The organism is Pedococcus dokdonensis, assembly GCF_900104525.1.
Taxonomy (GTDB): domain Bacteria; phylum Actinomycetota; class Actinomycetes; order Actinomycetales; family Dermatophilaceae; genus Pedococcus; species Pedococcus dokdonensis.
Window position 1 is genome coordinate 3,404,617 of the sequence record NZ_LT629711.1, and the last position, 16,705, is coordinate 3,421,321.

A 16,705-nucleotide genomic window follows, 5' to 3' on the forward strand; every position below is an offset into this window, starting at 1 on the left:
CGGCTGAATGGGTCGACTGTTCCGGCTGAAAGGGTCGACTGTTCCGGCTGAAAGGGTCGACTGTTCCGGCTGAAATATTCCGCGTGGAATATAGGCCCGTGTCGCGAGCCGCGTCAAACCACCCGCCCGGCGCCGCCCGCCCCCCTAGAGTCGGCGCGTGACGCCGCGATCCGCGCCGCCGTCGGCGCTGCCACCACGCGTGGTGCGCGGCTACGCGCTCGGGTCGGTCGCCACGGGCGCGTTCGGCACCGTGCCGGGGCTTTTGTTGCTGCCCTACCTCACCGACCGGCTCGGGGTGGCCGCCGGGCTCGCGGGCGCGATCGTGTTCCTGCCCAAGGCCTGGGACGTCGTCCTCAACCCGGTCGCCGGCCGGATCAGCGACCACACGGTCTCACCGTCGGGCCCACGCCGACCGTTCCTCCTGCGCGGCGGGGTCGCCCTCGCGCTCGCCTTCGCGGTGCTCTTCGCCGGACCTGCCTCGCCGCAGGGGGTGTCCGCCACGTGGGTCGTCGTCGCGTTCCTCGCCTGCGCGACGGCCTACGCGTTCTTCCAGGTGCCCTATGTCGCGATGCCGGCCGAGATGACCGACGACTATGGCGAGCGCACCCGGCTGATGATCTGGCGGGTGGCGGTCCTGGCGCTCGCGATCCTCGTCAGCGGGGCGTCGGCCCCGGCGATCCGCGACGCGGTCGGGCCCGCCCAGGGCTACCGCGTGATGGGCCTCGTCGTCGCCGCGCTCATCCTCGTCGGGGTGCTCGGGGCGTGGCGGGGCACCGCAGCGGCTCCCACTCGTGTCGTGCCGGCGTCCGCGGGCGGCTTGGCTGCTCAGCTGCGGATCGTGGCTGCTGCCAAGGACTTCCGCATGCTGCTCGGCACGTTCGTGCTCCAGGCGCTGGCGACCGGGGCGATGCTCGCGGGCGTCGACTACGTCGCCCGCCACGTCCTCGGGCGGCCCGGCGCCTCGACCGTCCTGTTCGTCTGCTTCGTGGGCCCTGCGCTGCTCGTGACGCCCGTGTGGCAGCGGGTGGGCGCCGTCCGCGGCAAGCGCTGGGGGTATGCCGCCGCGTCCGTCCTGCTCGCGGCTGGCGCCCTGGCACTGGTGGCCGCCCGGTCGCTGCCGCTCGTCCTCGTCTACCTCGCCGTCGCGGTGGTGGGTGTGGGTTACGCGGGTGCGCAGGTCTTCCCGCTGGCCATGCTGCCCGACGTCGCCGCGGTCGACGCCGCCCGCTCCGGCGCGAACCGGATCGGTGTCTTCACCGGCGTCTGGACCGCGGGCGAGACGCTCGGGCTGGCCCTCGGCCCCGGCCTGTATGCCGTGGTGCTCGCCGTGGGTGGCTACGTCTCCTCGACGGATTCGACTGCAGTGCAGCCGGACTCGGCGGTCACTGCGATCGGGATCGGCTTCTCCGTGGTGCCGGCGGCCCTCGTGGCGGTGAGCCTGCTCCTCCTGGCTCGCTACCGTCTCGACGAGGCAGCGGTGTCCGGTGCCGCCGTCCCCACGCACGAGGAGGTCTGATGGGACTGTCCACCGACGAGGTCGTCGCCCGGCTCGAGGCGATGCGGTCGGGCGACCTGCCGACCCACGGCGGGCGCACCCTCGCCTACGTCTACGACTCGGGCCTGGCGGACGCCGACGCGCTGGGTCGTCGGGCGCTGGCGATGTTCGCGTCGGCGAACGGCCTCGACCCCACCGCCTTCCCGAGCCTGCTGCAGATGGAGCAGGAGCTGGTCGGCTTCGCGGGACGGCTGCTCGACGCACCCGACGGTTACGTCGGCACGGCGACCAGTGGAGGCACCGAGTCGATCCTGCTGGCCGTGCAGACCGCCCGCGACGCCCGCCCCGACGTCGAACGACCCCGGATGGTCCTGCCGACGACAGCCCACGCGGCGTTCCACAAGGCAGCCCACTACTTCGGTGTCGAGGCGGTGCTCGTCCCGGTCGACCCGGTGACCTTCCGGGCCGATGCCGACGCCATGGCCGCCGCGATCGATGACCGCACGGTGCTCGTGGTCGCGAGTGCGCCCTCCTACGCCCACGGGGTGGTCGACCCGGTCGGCGCGATCGCGGGGACGGCGGCTGCCGCCGGCGCCCGGTGCCACGTCGACGCCTGCATCGGTGGTTGGGTGCTGCCCTACCTCCAGCGCGCCGGTGCCGAGCTGCCGGCGTGGACCTTCGAGGTGGAGGGCGTCACGAGCATCTCGGTCGACCTGCACAAGTACGCCTACACGCCGAAGGGAGTCTCCCTGCTGCTCCACCGCACGGCCGCCCTGCGGAGACCCCAGTTCTTCGCCGCCGCCGACTGGCCCGGCTACACGATGCTGAACTCGACCACCCAGTCCACCAAGTCGGGCGGCCCGCTGGCCGCAGCCTGGGCCGTGGTCACGCACCTCGGCGACGACGGCTACGCGACGCTGGCCGCCCAGGTCGGCGACGGCATACGGGCGCTCCTGGCGGGGCTGGCCGCGATCCCGCAGCTGACCGTGGTCGCCGCGCCCGAGTCGACGCTGGTGGCCCTGCGCGTGGACGAGAGCTGTGACGTGTTCACGATCTGCGACGAGATGCAGTCCCGCGGGTGGTTCGTGCAGCCGCAGATGGCGTTCGGTGGGGAGCCACCGACGATGCACCTGACCCTGAGCGCCGCGACGGCTCCGCTGGTGCCGGAGTTCCTGGCCGCGCTGGCCGACTCGGTCGCGGCGGCGGTGGCGGCCGGGCCGGTGCGGGTCGCCCCGGAGCTCGTGGCGGCGGCCGGCGCCATCGACCCCGCCACCCTCGACGAGGCGGCCTTCGACGGGCTGCTCCAGGTGGCCGGGCTGGCCGGCGCCGACGGCGAGCTGACGTTGCCGGAGCGGTTCGCGCCGGTCAACGCGCTGCTCGACGTGGCACCGCCGCGCCTGCGCGAGGCGCTGCTCGTCGCCTTCCTTGACCGGCTTTCGCGCCCCCGGCCGACAACCAGCCCCTAGGCTCCCCTCCATGGCACCCACGTCAGACCTCGGCGAGCTCGAGGTCGAGCTGAGCCGGCTGCTCCGGCGGGCCCGCAGCGCTCAGCAGCGCACCGCCGCCCAGGTGCACCCCGACCTCGACTCCGCCGGGTATGCCGTGCTGGTCGCGATCCGCGACCTGGCCCTCGCCGGGGGAGGGGCCCGTGGCGGTGACATCTCCGACGTGCTCGGCCTGCACAAGTCGACGACGAGCCGGAACCTCACGACGCTCGAGGAGCTCAGGCTGATCGAGCGGATCCCCGACCCGGCCGACGCCCGAGCCCGACAGGTGCGGCTGACGACCGCCGGTTCCGAGGCCCTCGAGCGCACGTTCGCGGGCCGCCGCGAACGGCTCAAGGCCCGGCTGGCCGACTGGACCGCCGACGACGTGGCCGACCTGGCCCGGCTCCTGCGCCTCCTCAACGACACCGCCCCCTGATCCTCCGGTCGGGTGTGCCGGCCCGCGCGAGGCGCGCTGACACCCGGCTGCGGTCGACCAGAAGTTGCGTGTAGCAACTAACTGGAGTTATGGTTGTGTTCTGCAACCAAAGGACTCCGCATGACCGCCCTCACCGACGCACCCGCGACGCAGCACCGAGCCACCGACGACGTCCTCTCGGCACTCTCCAGCCTGATCCGGGCCAGTCGTTCGATCGCTCGTCAGCGCCAGGCCCAGCTCGGCGCGTCGGGGACTCCCCTGGCCATCCTCAAGGTGCTGGCCACCCAGCCCGACGAGGACCGGCCGGGTGACCTCGCGCTGGCGACCGGCGTCGCGCCCTCCGTGGTCAGCCGGGCCCTGAGCCGGCTCGAGGAGGACGGCCTGGTCGTCCGCCACAAGGATGAGGTCGACGCGCGGGCCTGCCACATCACCCTCACCGCCGAGGGAAGCGACCAGCTCGCGACGATCTCCGACCAGTACGTCGCCCTCCTCGACGACGCCCTGACCGACCTCACCGACGACGACGTCGAACGCCTCCCCGGCCTGCTCCGCACGCTGGAGCAGGCCCTGCGCCGGGCCGGCGAGCGAGCCGCAGCCCCGCGGCACGCCCCGCTCGCGCCCAGCCTCGCCGAGGCGCACCCCACCTACCCCGCACCCGCCACCGCATCCGCGACGACCACCCACAGAGAGCCCTGATGTCAGTCACTTCCGTGTCCGCCAGCGCACCCGCACGCACCACCGCCGCGGCGTCCACCGCCGCCGGCACCGGCGAGATGTCGCACCGTCAGATCCTCGAGGCCATGACCGGCCTGCTCGCGGGCCTGTTCACCGCGATGCTCAGCAGCACCATCGTCTCGACCGCCCTGCCGACCATCATCGGCGACCTGCGCGGCACCCAGCGCCAGTACACCTGGGTGATCACCGCGTCGCTGCTCGCCACCACCGTGAGCACCCCGATCTGGGGCAAGCTGTCCGACCTGTTCAGCAAGAAGCTCCTCGTCCAGCTGTCCCTGCTGGTCTTCGTCGCCGGATCGATCGCGGCCGGCCTGTCGCAGACGGTCGGCTTCCTGATCGCCTGCCGTGTCGTGCAGGGGCTGGGCATGGGCGGGCTCACCGCCCTCACCCAGTCGATCATGGGCGCGATGATCGCCCCGCGCCAGCGCGGTCGGTATGCCGGCTACATGGGTGCCGTGATGGCCGTCGCCACCGTGAGCGGCCCGCTGCTCGGTGGGCTCATCGTCGACAGCAGCCTCGGGTGGCGCTGGACGTTCTACGTCTGCATCCCGCTGGCCGTCATCGCGCTGTTCGTCCTCCAGGCCACGCTGCACATCACGACCGCCAAGCGGAAGCCGAAGATCGACTACCTCGGCGCGGGCCTGATCGGGGTCACCGCGTCACTGCCGCTGCTCTGGGTCACCTTCGCGGGCAACGACTTCCCCTGGTGGTCGGCGCAGACCGTCTGGTACCTCGGCGGCACCGTGGTGGCACTGGTCCTCACCGTCGTCGTCGAGCTGCGTGCTGCCGAGCCGATCATCCCGATCCGGCTGCTCAAGAGCATGACGACCGGCCTCGTCGTCATCGCGAGCGCCGCCGTCGGTGTCGCGATGTTCGGTGGCACCACCTTCCTCACCCAGTACTTCCAGATCTCGAGGGACTACAGCCCGACCCATGCCGGTCTGCTCACGATCCCGCTGATGGGTGCGCTGCTCCTCTCGTCCACCGTCGGTGGCCAGGTCGTGAGCCGCACCGGCCGGTGGAAGGGCATCATCATCGGCGGCGCGGTCTTCCTCGTCGCAGGGACCGCGGGGCTCGGCCGGATCGACCACCTCACCCCGATGTGGCAGATCGGCGTCGCGATGGCGCTGATGGGCTTCGGTGTGGGCGCGATGATGCAGAACCTGGTGCTCGCGGTGCAGAACTCGGTCGACGTGAGCAACATCGGCGCGGCCTCGGCGACCATCGCCTTCTTCCGCACCCTCGGTGGCGCGATCGGGGTCTCCGTGCTCGGTGCGGTCCTGGCCAACGGGGTCCGCGACAACATCACGGCCGGGCTCGCCGCCCTCGGGCCCAAGGCTGCTGCGGCCGCCCAGTCCGGTGGGGGCACCGGCACCCTCGACCTCAAGGACATGCCTGCGCCGATCGCCGACATCGTCCGCGCGGCCTACGGCGACGCGACCGGCCACATCTTCCTGATCAGTGCGGTCTTCGCCGCGGTGGCGCTGCTGGCGGTGCTGTTCGTCAAGGAGGTGCCGCTGCGCACGACCGTCTCGATGGCCGACGAGGTCAAGGTCGCGGCCACCACCGGGACCGGCGCCCCCTCCGCCTGACTCGCGCCTCCTGACCCACCTCGCAATACGGCGGTTGCGTCCACTCCCGCCCAACTATTGCCGGGGGGAAGGGGACGCAACTGCCGTATTGCGTGGGCGAGACGACGGCGACGGCGCGTGACGAGGGCCACGCGTGCTCCAGGTTCCGGACCTACCGATCGGTAACTAGGCTCCGGGCCATGACGACGCTCTCCGGCACGACCATCATCATGTCCGGCGGGAGCCGCGGGATCGGCCTCGCGATCGCGGTCCGCGCAGCCCGCGACGGCGCCAACGTCGCCCTGATCGCCAAGACCGACCAGCCCGACCCGCGGCTGGCCGGCACCATCCACACGGCGGCCGCGGCGATCGAGGCGGCCGGTGGTCACGCGCTCCCGATCGTCGGCGACGTCCGCGACGACGAGCTCCTCGCGGCTGCCGTGGAGAAGACCGCGGCGCAGTTCGGTGGGATCGACGTCGTGGTCAACAACGCCAGCGTCCTCAACCTCAGCCCGACCGCCCAGCTCGAGCCGAAGCGCTACGACCTCATGCAGGACATCAACGTCCGCGGAACCTTCATGCTGACCCGCGCGGCCATCCCGCACCTGCTGGCCAGCCCGGACCCCAAGGTCCTGACGCTCTCCCCGCCCATCAACCTGGACCCGCGCTGGTTCGCCGGCCACCCGGCATACACGATGGCGAAGTATGGGATGACGCTGGCAGCACTGGGATTCGCGCACGAGCTGGGACAGAAGGGCGTCTCGTCGACCTGTCTCTGGCCGGCCACCCTGGTCGCCACCGACGCGATCGGCAACCTGCCGGGCGGTGACCAGATGGTGAAGGTGAGCCGCAAGCCCGAGATCGTCGCCGACGCCGCCTACGAGGTGCTCACCACCGACGGACAGGGTCTCAACGGCCAGACCCTGATCGACGAGGACCTCCTGAGGGCCCGCGGGGTGGCCGACTTCGCGGCCTACTCCATGACGGGCAAGGACGAGGGCCTCGCGCCCGACATCTTCCTCTGACCCCCGGTTGTGTGCCTGAGCGCGGTCCATGGACCGCGCTCAGGCACACAACTCGGGCTAGAGCTCCTGGACCCGACCGTCCTCGACGTGCCAGCGCCGGGTCGCGTTGACGTCGGCCAGCATCCGGCGGTCGTGGGTCACCAGCAGCACGGTCCCGCCGAACGAGTCCAGTGCCTGCTCCAGCTGCTCGATCGCGGGCAGGTCGAGGTGGTTGGTCGGCTCGTCGAGCACGAGCAGGTTGACCTCGCGGGCCTGGAGCAGGGCGAGCGCGGCCCGGGTGCGCTCACCCGGGGAGAGCGACTCCGCGGCCCGGTGCACGTGCTCGGCGCCGAGACCGAACTTGGCGAGCAGGGTGCGGACGTCGGCGTCCGGCCAGTCGGGCAGCGCCTCGCCGAAGGCTCGCGCCAGGGACTGCGTACCGACGAACAGCCCGCGGGCCTGGTCGACCTCGCCGACCCGCACCGAGGAGCCCAGCCCGGCCGTCCCCTCGTCGGCGGGGAGCGTGCCGAGCAGCAGTCCGAGGAGGGTGGTCTTGCCCGAGCCGTTGGCGCCGGTCACGACGACGCGGTCAGCCCAGTCGACCTGGAGGTCGACGGGTCCGAGGGTGAAGTCACCACGTCGCACCACGGCATGCGACGCCGACGCGACGACGGTCCCCGACCGCGGGGCCGCAGCGATCTTCATCCGCAGCTCCCACTCCTTGCGGGGCTCCTCGACCTCCTCGAGACGCTCGATCATGCGCTCCGTCTGGCGCGCCTTCGCCGCCTGCTTCTCGGCCGACTCGGCCCGGAATGCCGGGATGAACTTGTCGTTGTCGGTCTTCTTGCGCCGCGCGTTGCGGACGCCCACCGTCATCCAGTTCCGTTGTGTGACAGCGCGTTGCTCGAGCCGGCTCCTGGTGTCCGCGTAGTCCTCGTACGCCTCGCGCGCGTGCCGCCGGGCCACCTCGCGCTCGGTCAGGTAGCTGTCGTAGCCACCCTCGTAGACCGCCACCTGCTGCTGGGCCAGGTCGAGCTCGACCACGCGCGTCACGGTGCGGGCCAGGAACTCCCGGTCGTGGCTGATGATCACCGCCGGGCTCCGCAGACCCCCGACGAACTGCTCCAGGCGTTCCAGCCCGTCGAGGTCGAGGTCGTTGGTCGGCTCGTCGAGCAGCAGCACGTCGAACCGCGAAAGCAGCAGCGCGGCCAGACCTGCGCGAGCGGCCTGCCCACCCGAGAGCGCGGTCATCGGCGTCTCGACGTCCACCCCCAGGTTCAGGCCGGCGAGGGTGACGGCGGTCCGCTCCTCGAGGTCCGCGCCCCCCAGCGCGAGCCACGCCTCGAGCGCCACGGCATACCGGTCGTCGGCTCCGGGCCCGCCCTCGCCCAGGGCGTGCGCGGCCTCCTCCATCTCGGCGGCGGCGGCGCTGACCCCCGTGCGACGCGCCACGAACCCCGCCACCGTCTCGCCGGCCCGGCGCTCGGGCTCCTGCGGCAGGTGACCCACCGATGCTGTGGGCGGGCTCAGGGTGACGCTGCCCGCCTCGGGCTCCAGCTCGCCGGCCAGCAGCCGCAGCAGGGTCGACTTGCCGGCGCCGTTGGCCCCGACGAGGCCGACGACGTCGCCCGAGCCGACCACGAGGTCGAGCCCGGAGAACAGGGCCCGGGCGCCGTGGCCGGCGCCGAGGTCGGTGGCCTTGAGGGTCGCGCTCATCGAGGCGACGCTACCCGGCACCGACCGTCCACCGACACAGGGTTTCCGCCCGTCGTCCCGGGCGCTCACGGGGTTGTGGGATGACGGAGTGCGCGGTGGGATGAGAGGCATGACCACGCTGTCGCACACCGCGGGTGAGACCGACGTCCCGCTGCTCGAGCAGACCATCCCCGACAACCTCGACGCGACCGTGGCCGCGTTCGGCGACCGCGAAGCCCTCGTCGACGTCGCCCAGGGCATCCGCTGGACGTATGCCGAGTTCGGCGCCGAGGTGGCGCGGCTCGCCCGCGCGCTGCTCGCGACCGGGGTCACCAAGGGCGAGCGGGTGGGCATCTGGGCACCGAACTGCGCGCAGTGGACGGTGGTGCAGTACGCGACCGCGAAGATCGGCGCGATCCTGGTCAACATCAACCCGAGCTACCGCACCCACGAGCTCGAGTTCGTGCTGAAGCAGGCGGGCATCTCGGCGGTTTTCCTCGCCGAGTCGTTCAAGACCAGCGACTACGTGGCGATGCTCGACGAGGTGCGGGGGAGCTGCCCCGACGTGCGGGCGTCCTACGTCTTCGGTCAGGAGTCCTGGGACGCGTTGCTGGCACGCGCCGACGACGCGACGGATGAGCAGGTCGCCCAGGTGCAGGCCGGGCTCGACCCGCACGACGCCATCAACATCCAGTACACCTCGGGCACCACCGGCTTCCCCAAGGGCGCGACGCTCAGCCACCGGAACATCCTCAACAACGGTTACTTCGTCGGGGAGCTCTGCCGCTACACCGAGGCCGACCGGGTCTGTATCCCGGTGCCGTTCTACCACTGCTTCGGGATGGTGATGGGCAACCTCGCCTGCACCACCCACGGGGCGGCCATGGTGATCCCCGCCCCCGGCTTCGACCCGGCGGCCACCCTCAAGGCGACGGCCGAGGAGAAGTGCACCTCGCTCTACGGCGTGCCCACGATGTTCATCGCCGAGTGGGCACTGCCCGACTTCGCGACCTACGACCTCTCCTCGGTGCGCACGGGGATCATGGCCGGATCCCCCTGTCCTGCAACGATGATGACCAAGCTCATCGAGGCAGGCATCACCGAGATGACGATCTGTTACGGCATGACCGAGACGTCGCCCGTCTCGACCCAGAACCGCACCGACGACACCTTCGAGCAGAAGGTCGGCACGGTCGGGCGGGTCGGGCCGCACCTGGAGATCAAGGTGGTCGACCCGCAGACCCACGAGACGCTGCCGCGTGGCGAGGCGGGGGAGTTCTGCACCAAGGGCTACTCGGTGATGCTCGGCTACTGGGAACAGCAGGACAAGACCGACGAGGTGCTGATCGACGGGTGGATGCACACCGGCGACATCGCGGTGATGGACGACGACGGCTACGTGCAGATCACGGGTCGCATCAAGGACATGGTGATCCGCGGTGGCGAGAACATCTATCCCCGCGAGATAGAGGAGTTCCTCTACACCCACCCGGACATCCTCGATGCGCAGGTGATCGGCGTCCCCGACGAGAAGTACGGCGAGGAGCTCTGCGCCTGGATCCGGATGAAGGAGGGGGCCCAGCCGCTCGATGCCGAGGCGCTGCGGGCCTTCGCGACCGGCAAGCTCGCGCACTACAAGATCCCGCGATACGTGACGATCGTCGACGAGTTCCCGATGACGGTGACCGGCAAGGTGCGCAAGGTCGAGATGCGCGAGAAGACCGTGGCCGACCTGGGCCTGTCCACCTGACCCGCGGGCTCGGCCGCGACCCGGGCACCAGGGGTGCCCGGGTCGCAGTCCTATCGAGCGCGGGACGGTGTGCCGGGGTGGCTGGGCCACCAGAACCGCTCACCGAGCACGGTGACCAGGGCCGGGACGACGATGCTGCGCACCACGAGCGTGTCGAGCAGCACCCCGAACCCGACGATCACCCCGATCTGCGCGAGCTGGACGAGCGGCAGCACCCCCAGCACCGCGAAGACCGCCGCGAGGAGGATCCCGGCGCTGGTGAAGACGCCGCCGGTCACGGCCAGCGCGCGCACGATGGCCTCACGGGCGGGTTGTCCCTCGGCGGCCTCCTCGCGCGCCCGCGTGGTGAGGAAGATGTTGTAGTCGACGCCGAGGGCGACGAGGAACAGGAAGGCCAGCAGCGGCGTGGAGACGTCGAGCGGTGGGTAGCCGAGCAGGTGGCTGAAGGCGAACCAGCTCGCCCCCATGCTGGCGACGTAGGTCGCGAGCACGGTTGCCACGAGGACGACCGCGGCCACGACGGACCGCAGCAGGAGCAGCAGCACGACGAGGACGATCCCGAGGATGACCGGGAAGAGCAGGAGGCGGTCGCGGTCGGCCGTCGCGCGCGCGTCGAGCAGCTCCGCGTCGCTGCCCCCGACCTTGGCCCCGGCTCCGTCGACCGCCGCCCGCAGTGACTCGACCTGGTCGAAGGCTGCGCTGCTGCCCGGGGCCCCCTCGAGGACCACGCTGAGCTCGGTCCACCTGGCGTCGGCTGCGCCGGGCCGGGCGGTGGAGACCCCGTCGACCGCCTCGACCGTGCGCCGCACCTCGGTGGCGCGACCGCTGGGTGCGATGACGACGGCCGGCTCGCCGCTGCCGGCCGGGAAGGCCTTGGCGAGCTGCTCCTGCCCCACCACGGCTTCCGGCTTGTCGAGGAACTGCTCGGTCGGGGTCTGGCCGATGGCCAGGCCCACGCCACCTGCAGTCAGGGCCCCGAGCACCAGCACGGCGGCCACGCCGACCGTGACCGGTCGGCCGGTCACGGCATCACCCACCCGGCGCCAGAGGCCGGTGCGGCTGGGGTCCTCCTGGCCCATCCGTGGCACGAACGGCCAGAACAGCCGCCGGCCGAACAGCACCATCGCGGCTGGGAGGACCAGCAGCGCGTAGGCGAGCGCGACCACGATCCCCAGCGCACCGGCATACCCGAGGGAGACCACGAAGCGGTCGTCCGCGAAGCCGAGGCTCAGCAGGGCGAGCACCACCGTGCTGGAGCTGGCCAGGATCGCCGGCGCCGCCGACGCCAGGGCTCGGCGCATCGCGTCGTGGCGGTCGTCGACACGACGGAGCTCCTCGCGGTAACGGGCGATGAGGAGCAGGGCGTAGTTGGTGCCGGCACCGAAGACGAGGACGGAGACGATGCCCTTCACGGCACCGTCGGCGCTCACCTCCGAGAAGCGGCTGAGGATGTCGATGCCCCTGCTGGCGACCTGGTCGCCGACGCCCACCACGCTGAGCGGCACGAGCCAGAGCCAGGGACTGCGGTAGGTCACGAGGAGCAGGAGCGCGACGACCCCGGCGGTCGCACCCAGCAGCCGGACGTCCGCACCGTCGAACACCTTGCCGATGTCGGCGGTGAAGGCCGGACCGCCGGTCACGCTGGCGGTCAGCCCCTCGGGCAGGCCGTCCCGCACCGCCGCGCGCAGGGCGTCGACGGCCTTGCCGTTCACCTCGTCGGAGACGTCGGACGAGAGGGGCACGAGGGCGAGGGCGGTCCCGCCGTCCTCGGAGACCTGCGGCTTCGCGCCGCCCGGCCCGCCCGGCCCGGCCTGGTCGCCCTGGTCGCCCGGCCCGCCCTGCCCGCCCGGCGCGGCCTGGGCGCCAGGGCTGCGGGGGGCCGCACCGGCCGCGGACACGGCCTTCGACGCACGCTCGGTCGCCTCGACCACCGCCCGTTGGTCGGCCTCGGTCAGCGGACCGTCCGCGCGTGACACGACCAGGATGGCCGGCGCCACGCCGCTGGCGGGGAGGGTGGCCTGGAGGGCAGCCACCTCGGCCGACTCGGCCGAGTCGGGCAGCGAGTTCTGGCCGGGGGCGACCTGGCCCGCTCCGGCGAAGGCGAAGGCGGCAGCCGAGACCAGCACCGCCACGACGACCACGAGCCACTTGACCCGTGGGCCGACGAGGTGGCCGAGTGCGCGCCCGGCGGGTGAAAAGAAGCCGTGCGGGTCGCGTCGGGCGCTGTGGGCGGTCGCGTCGAGCGAGTCGTCTCCATTGTGGAACATTTCCATGATGGAAACACTACACTGGCCCCATGTCCCCTCGCCAGCGGCACGGCTCCGCCTCTGCCACCGAACCAGCGGCCGAACCGGTGCCCGGCGCGATCATCGACGCACTGCGGGCCTTCACGACGGCCATGGATCGCTACATCGACGTGCACGGCGGTGCCGTGGGGATGCACCGCACCGACCTGGTCGCGCTCGCCCACGTGATGGATGCCGGCCGGACCGGGGACCACCTGACCCCGACCGAGCTGGCTGCTGCGCTCAACCTCAGCGCGCCGGCGACGTCGGCCCTGCTCGGGCGGCTCGAGAGCGTCGGGCACGTACAACGCACGCACGCGAGCAGCGACCGGCGCCGGGTCTCGATCGAGATGACCCCTGATGCCATGACGGTCGGGCGACAGGTCTTCGGCCCGCTCGGCGTCGAGATGCGCGCGGCCATCGGCAAGTACAGCCAGGACCAGCAGGAGCTGGTGCTGCGGTTCCTCGACGACGTCTTGGCCGCCACGGCGCGCGCGACCCGACCGGACGAACCCGCGGGTGCCCCCGGCTCGCGGGAGTCGACGACCTGATCCCGGTCGTCGAGCCCCTCGAAGGGGTGGCGGGTTTGCCGCCCGGAGGAAGCGGGTAGCTCGGCCTTGATGGGCGGCACCGGGCCGCTCCGCGTCAAGGACCCTGGAGGGCTCATGACCACCTCGACCGTCATCTGGATCATCATCGCCGTCCTGCTCCTCATCGTGGCGGCGGTAGCGCTCTCGTCCACCGTCAAGGGACGCCGTGTGGAGGCGAGGCGAGGGGAGGCCGCCGAGCTGCGGGACGAGGCGCAGGAGCACGACCGCGCCCTGCGGGAGCAGGAGGCGCACGCCGAGGAGGCTGACGCCCGGGCCAGGCAGGCCCGCGCCGAGGCGGACCAGCGAGCCGCCGAGGCTGACCAGCGAGCCGCCGAGGCGAAGCGGCTCGAGGCCGAGGCCGAGCGGCGCGGTGAGGGTCTGGACGACCTCCGCGCGACCCGTGACGAGCACCTGCGCCGGGCCGACGAGCGCGACCCCGACGTCCGCACCGAGGACGAGGCCGACACCAGGGTCGCGGACGACACCGACACCAGGGTCGCGGACGACACCGACACCAGGGTCGCGGACGACGCCGACTCCAGGGTCGCGGGCGACCGGCTCGACGATCGCATCGAGGCCGACGCCCGGGCCGACGACGGCACCCGACCGGCCGAGGCGGGCGACCCCACCCGGCGGGGCGAGTACCGCCGGGACTGACCTGCGTGGCGGACGCGCGGGAATGGGTTGACGCGGGCCGACGTTCCGAGGATAGTTGAAATTCGAACTACCTTGGAGGAACCCATGCCTGCCGTCTCCGTCGCCGACCTGACCGTCCTGCCGCGGGTGCCTGCCCTGGCGCCGGCTGCGGTCCAGCGCCGCGTGCGCTCGATCACCAGTGCGCCGAGTGGGTTCGAGGGCGAGGGCTTCCCGGTCAAGCGGGCGTTCGCCGGAGTCGACCTGCGCGACCTCGACCCGTTCATCCACATGGACGAGATGGGCGCGGTCGAGTACGCGCCGGGTGAGCCCAAGGGGACCCCGTGGCACCCGCACCGGGGGTTCGAGACGGTCACCTACATCATCGACGGGATCTTCGACCACCAGGACTCGTTCGGTGGTGGCGGAACGATCACCGACGGCGACACCCAGTGGATGACCGCCGGGTCGGGAATCCTGCACATCGAGGCACCGCCGGAGCACCTGGTCGTGAGCGGCGGCCTGTTCCACGGGTTCCAGCTGTGGGTGAACCTGCCGCGCGTCGACAAGCTGAAGGCGCCGGCATACCAGGACCTGCGCTCCAGCGAGGTGGGCCTGCTCACCTCCAAGGACGGCGGTTCGCTGCTTCGCGTCATCGCCGGTGAGGTGGGCGGTGTCGCCGGTCCCGGCTCGACGCACACCCCGATGGCGATGGTGCACGCGACGGTCGCCCCTGGTGGCGAGCTGAGCCTGCCGTGGCGCCGCGACTTCAACGCGCTCGTCTACGTCATGAGCGGCGACGGCTTCGTGGGCCCGGACCAGACGCCGGTAGGCACCGGCCAGCTCGCGGTGTTCGGACCCGGCGACGCCGTCCAGCTCTCCTCGGCGCGCACCCAGCAGGAGCGGTATGCCGCCGGCCTCGACGTCGTCGTCCTCGGTGGCCTTCCGATCCGCGAACCGGTGGCGTGGGCCGGGCCGTTCGTGATGAACACCGAGGCCGAGGTGCGCAAGGCGTTCGAGGACTTCCAGGCCGGCCGGCTCGGCCAGCCGGTGCCGCACGGTGACGTCGGCGGCGCCACGGCCTGACCCGCGTCGATCGGGGTGATATCGCGCGCAGTAGCGCGCGGTATCACCCCGGACTCGTTTGATGTTACGATACGGTACGTAGCGTATTGAAAGGAGGCGGACATGAGCCGTCACGCAGTCCGCAAGTACCCCCACGACTACCTGCACGAGAACCGTCCCTACGCCGAGTCGCAGTCCGACATCGGCGGCGGCCTCCTCCTGGGGGCGGTCACGCTCATCGTCCTGATGGCCCTGATCGTCGTCGGCCTGGTCTGACCGACAGCCCGCAGCAGGTCGCGCCCGTCGTCCATCCTCTGGACGGCGGGCGCGACTGTGCTCACACGTTCCCGCCACGGCAGCGGCTCACCCTCTAGGTTTGGCGAGGTCGGCCGGTTGCACGGTCGTGCACAGCGACGGGAGCCAGGGTGCGCATCGGAGTTCCAGCAGAGTCCAAGGCGGGGGAGACCCGCGTCGCCGCCACGCCCAGGACGGTGGGCCAGCTGATCGGGCTCGGCTACGACGTCGTCGTCGAACGCGGCGCCGGAGCGCGGTCCGCCTTCACCGACGAGGCGTATGCCGCGGCCGGCGCCTCCGTCGGCGAAGGCGCGGGGGCGTGGGAGAGCGACGTCGTGCTCAAGGTGAACGCGCCGACCGACGCAGAGATCGCGCTGCTGCGGCCCGGTGCGCTGCTGGCGTCGCTGGTCTCCCCGGCGCTCAACCCCGACCTCGTCGAGCGGCTCACCGCGGCCGGGGTCACCGCGCTCGCGATGGATGCCGTGCCCCGCATCTCGCGCGCCCAGTCGCTCGACGTGCTCTCGTCGATGGCCAACATCGGTGGCTATCGGGCCGTGATCGAGGCGGCCCACGAGTTCGGCTCGCTGTTCACCGGACAGGTCACCGCGGCCGGCAAGGTGCCCCCGGCCAAGGTGCTCGTCGTCGGTGCGGGTGTCGCGGGCCTCGCGGCCATCGGGACCGCCAACAGCCTCGGCGCGATCGTCCGGGCCTTCGACGCCCGGTCCGAGGTCGGCGAGCAGGTCGAGTCGATGGGGGCCGAGTTCCTGCGCATCGAGGTCGAGGACGAGGGCCCGTCGGCCACCGGCTACGCCAAGGAGATGGGCGACGACTTCAACCGCAAGGCCGCCGAGCTCTATGCCGAGCAGGCCAAGGACGTCGACATCGTCATCACCACGGCCCTGATCCCGGGCCGGCCCGCACCGCGCCTGCTCACCGAGGAGATGGTCGCCTCGATGAAACCCGGCTCGGTGGTCGTCGACCTCGCCGCAGCCAACGGGGGCAACGTCGCCGGCACGGTCGCCGACCAGGTCGTCACGACCCCCAACGGCGTCAAGCTGATCGGTTACACCGACCTGCCGGGTCGCCTGCCCACCCAGGCCAGCCAGCTCTACGGCACCAACCTCGTCAACCTGCTCAAGCTGCTGACGCCCGGCAAGGACGGGCGGGTCGTCCTCGACCTGGACGACGTGGTGCAGCGGGGGATGACGGTCTGTCGCGACGGCGAGACGTTGTGGCCCCCGCCGCCGGTGCAGGTGAGCGCAGCTCCTGCAGCTGCCGCCGCGCCGGTGCCCGAGCCCAAGGCGCCGAAACCCCCGCCCGACCCGCGTCGCAAGTACGTCGCGATGGCGCTGGCCGCAGTGGTCTTCGGGCTGGTCGCGGCGAACTCGCCGGAGGTCTTCCTCGGCCACTTCACCGTGTTCGCGCTCGCCGTGATCGTGGGCTTCTACGTCATCTCCAACGTGGCGCACGCCCTGCACACGCCGCTCATGGCCGAGACCAACGCGATCAGCGGCATCATCCTGGTCGGCGCGCTGCTCCAGATCGGGAGCGACGACCCGCTCATCGCCGTGCTGGCGTTCCTCGGCACCGTCATCGCGAGCATCAACATCTTCGGAGGGTTCGCCGTGACCGGCCGGATGCTCCAGATGTTCCGGAAGGACTGAA

Annotated in this window: 14 protein-coding genes; 12 read left to right on the top strand and 2 right to left on the bottom strand. The window is 71.8% G+C overall.

Going from position 1 to position 16,705, the window contains the following annotated elements:
• Window positions 1–157 precede the first annotated feature (157 nt).
• From BLQ34_RS16075 to BLQ34_RS16100, 6 genes are all read left to right on the top strand, one after another.
• Window positions 158–1,516: an MFS transporter gene (locus BLQ34_RS16075; protein WP_091787755.1), complete on the top strand. Its 1,359-nt coding sequence runs from the start codon at window positions 158–160 to the stop codon at window positions 1,514–1,516.
• Window positions 1,516–2,961, top strand: coding sequence for a pyridoxal phosphate-dependent decarboxylase family protein (locus BLQ34_RS16080; protein ID WP_091787758.1), 1,446 nt, complete (start codon window positions 1,516–1,518; stop codon window positions 2,959–2,961). Before BLQ34_RS16075 ends, BLQ34_RS16080 begins: the two co-directional genes overlap by 1 nt.
• Window positions 2,962–2,971: 10 nt before the next feature.
• Entirely contained in the window at window positions 2,972–3,418 is a 447-nt protein-coding gene (locus tag BLQ34_RS16085) for a MarR family winged helix-turn-helix transcriptional regulator (protein WP_091787761.1), read from the top strand.
• Window positions 3,419–3,538: 120 nt separating this feature from the next.
• On the top strand, window positions 3,539–4,114 hold the full coding sequence (locus BLQ34_RS16090) for a MarR family winged helix-turn-helix transcriptional regulator (RefSeq protein WP_091787763.1): 576 nt from the start codon (window positions 3,539–3,541) through the stop codon (window positions 4,112–4,114).
• On the top strand, window positions 4,114–5,745 hold the full coding sequence (locus BLQ34_RS16095; RefSeq protein ID WP_197674724.1) for an MFS transporter: 1,632 nt from the start codon (window positions 4,114–4,116) through the stop codon (window positions 5,743–5,745). The genes BLQ34_RS16090 and BLQ34_RS16095 overlap by 1 nt, the downstream gene beginning before the upstream one ends.
• 179 nt (window positions 5,746–5,924) lie before the next feature.
• Window positions 5,925–6,749, top strand: coding sequence for an SDR family oxidoreductase (locus BLQ34_RS16100; protein WP_091787766.1), 825 nt, complete (start codon window positions 5,925–5,927; stop codon window positions 6,747–6,749).
• A gap of 57 nt (window positions 6,750–6,806) precedes the next feature.
• Here the strand turns inward: BLQ34_RS16100 and BLQ34_RS16105 are convergent, their stop codons facing one another.
• Window positions 6,807–8,444 carry an ABC-F family ATP-binding cassette domain-containing protein gene (locus BLQ34_RS16105; protein WP_091787769.1) on the bottom strand — a complete coding sequence of 546 codons (1,638 nt, stop codon included), beginning with the start codon at window positions 8,442–8,444 and terminating at the stop codon, window positions 6,807–6,809.
• 109 nt (window positions 8,445–8,553) lie between these two features.
• On the opposite strand from BLQ34_RS16105, the gene BLQ34_RS16110 reads away from it, so the two are divergent.
• Window positions 8,554–10,173: an AMP-binding protein gene (locus BLQ34_RS16110; protein ID WP_091787772.1), complete on the top strand. Its 1,620-nt coding sequence runs from the start codon at window positions 8,554–8,556 to the stop codon at window positions 10,171–10,173.
• A 50-nt stretch (window positions 10,174–10,223) separates the two neighbouring features.
• Here BLQ34_RS16110 and BLQ34_RS16115 read toward each other — a convergent pair whose 3' ends face one another.
• On the bottom strand, window positions 10,224–12,446 hold the full coding sequence (locus BLQ34_RS16115; protein WP_091787775.1) for an MMPL family transporter: 2,223 nt from the start codon (window positions 12,444–12,446) through the stop codon (window positions 10,224–10,226).
• 23 nt (window positions 12,447–12,469) lie between these two features.
• On the opposite strand from BLQ34_RS16115, the gene BLQ34_RS16120 reads away from it, so the two are divergent.
• From BLQ34_RS16120 to BLQ34_RS16135, 5 genes are all read left to right on the top strand, one after another.
• Window positions 12,470–13,009, top strand: coding sequence for a MarR family winged helix-turn-helix transcriptional regulator (locus tag BLQ34_RS16120; protein WP_091787778.1), 540 nt, complete (start codon window positions 12,470–12,472; stop codon window positions 13,007–13,009).
• A gap of 114 nt (window positions 13,010–13,123) precedes the next feature.
• Window positions 13,124–13,705 carry a hypothetical protein gene (locus BLQ34_RS16125; protein ID WP_091787781.1) on the top strand — a complete coding sequence of 194 codons (582 nt, stop codon included), beginning with the start codon at window positions 13,124–13,126 and terminating at the stop codon, window positions 13,703–13,705.
• A gap of 84 nt (window positions 13,706–13,789) precedes the next feature.
• Complete coding sequence (locus tag BLQ34_RS16130; protein ID WP_091787784.1) at window positions 13,790–14,767, top strand: pirin family protein; 978 nt, start codon at window positions 13,790–13,792, stop codon at window positions 14,765–14,767.
• 102 nt (window positions 14,768–14,869) lie between these two features.
• Window positions 14,870–15,022 carry a hypothetical protein gene (locus BLQ34_RS18915; RefSeq protein ID WP_157693107.1) on the top strand — a complete coding sequence of 51 codons (153 nt, stop codon included), beginning with the start codon at window positions 14,870–14,872 and terminating at the stop codon, window positions 15,020–15,022.
• 149 nt (window positions 15,023–15,171) lie between these two features.
• Window positions 15,172–16,704: a Re/Si-specific NAD(P)(+) transhydrogenase subunit alpha gene (locus tag BLQ34_RS16135; RefSeq protein WP_091787785.1), complete on the top strand. Its 1,533-nt coding sequence runs from the start codon at window positions 15,172–15,174 to the stop codon at window positions 16,702–16,704.
• Window position 16,705: the final 1 nt, after the last annotated feature.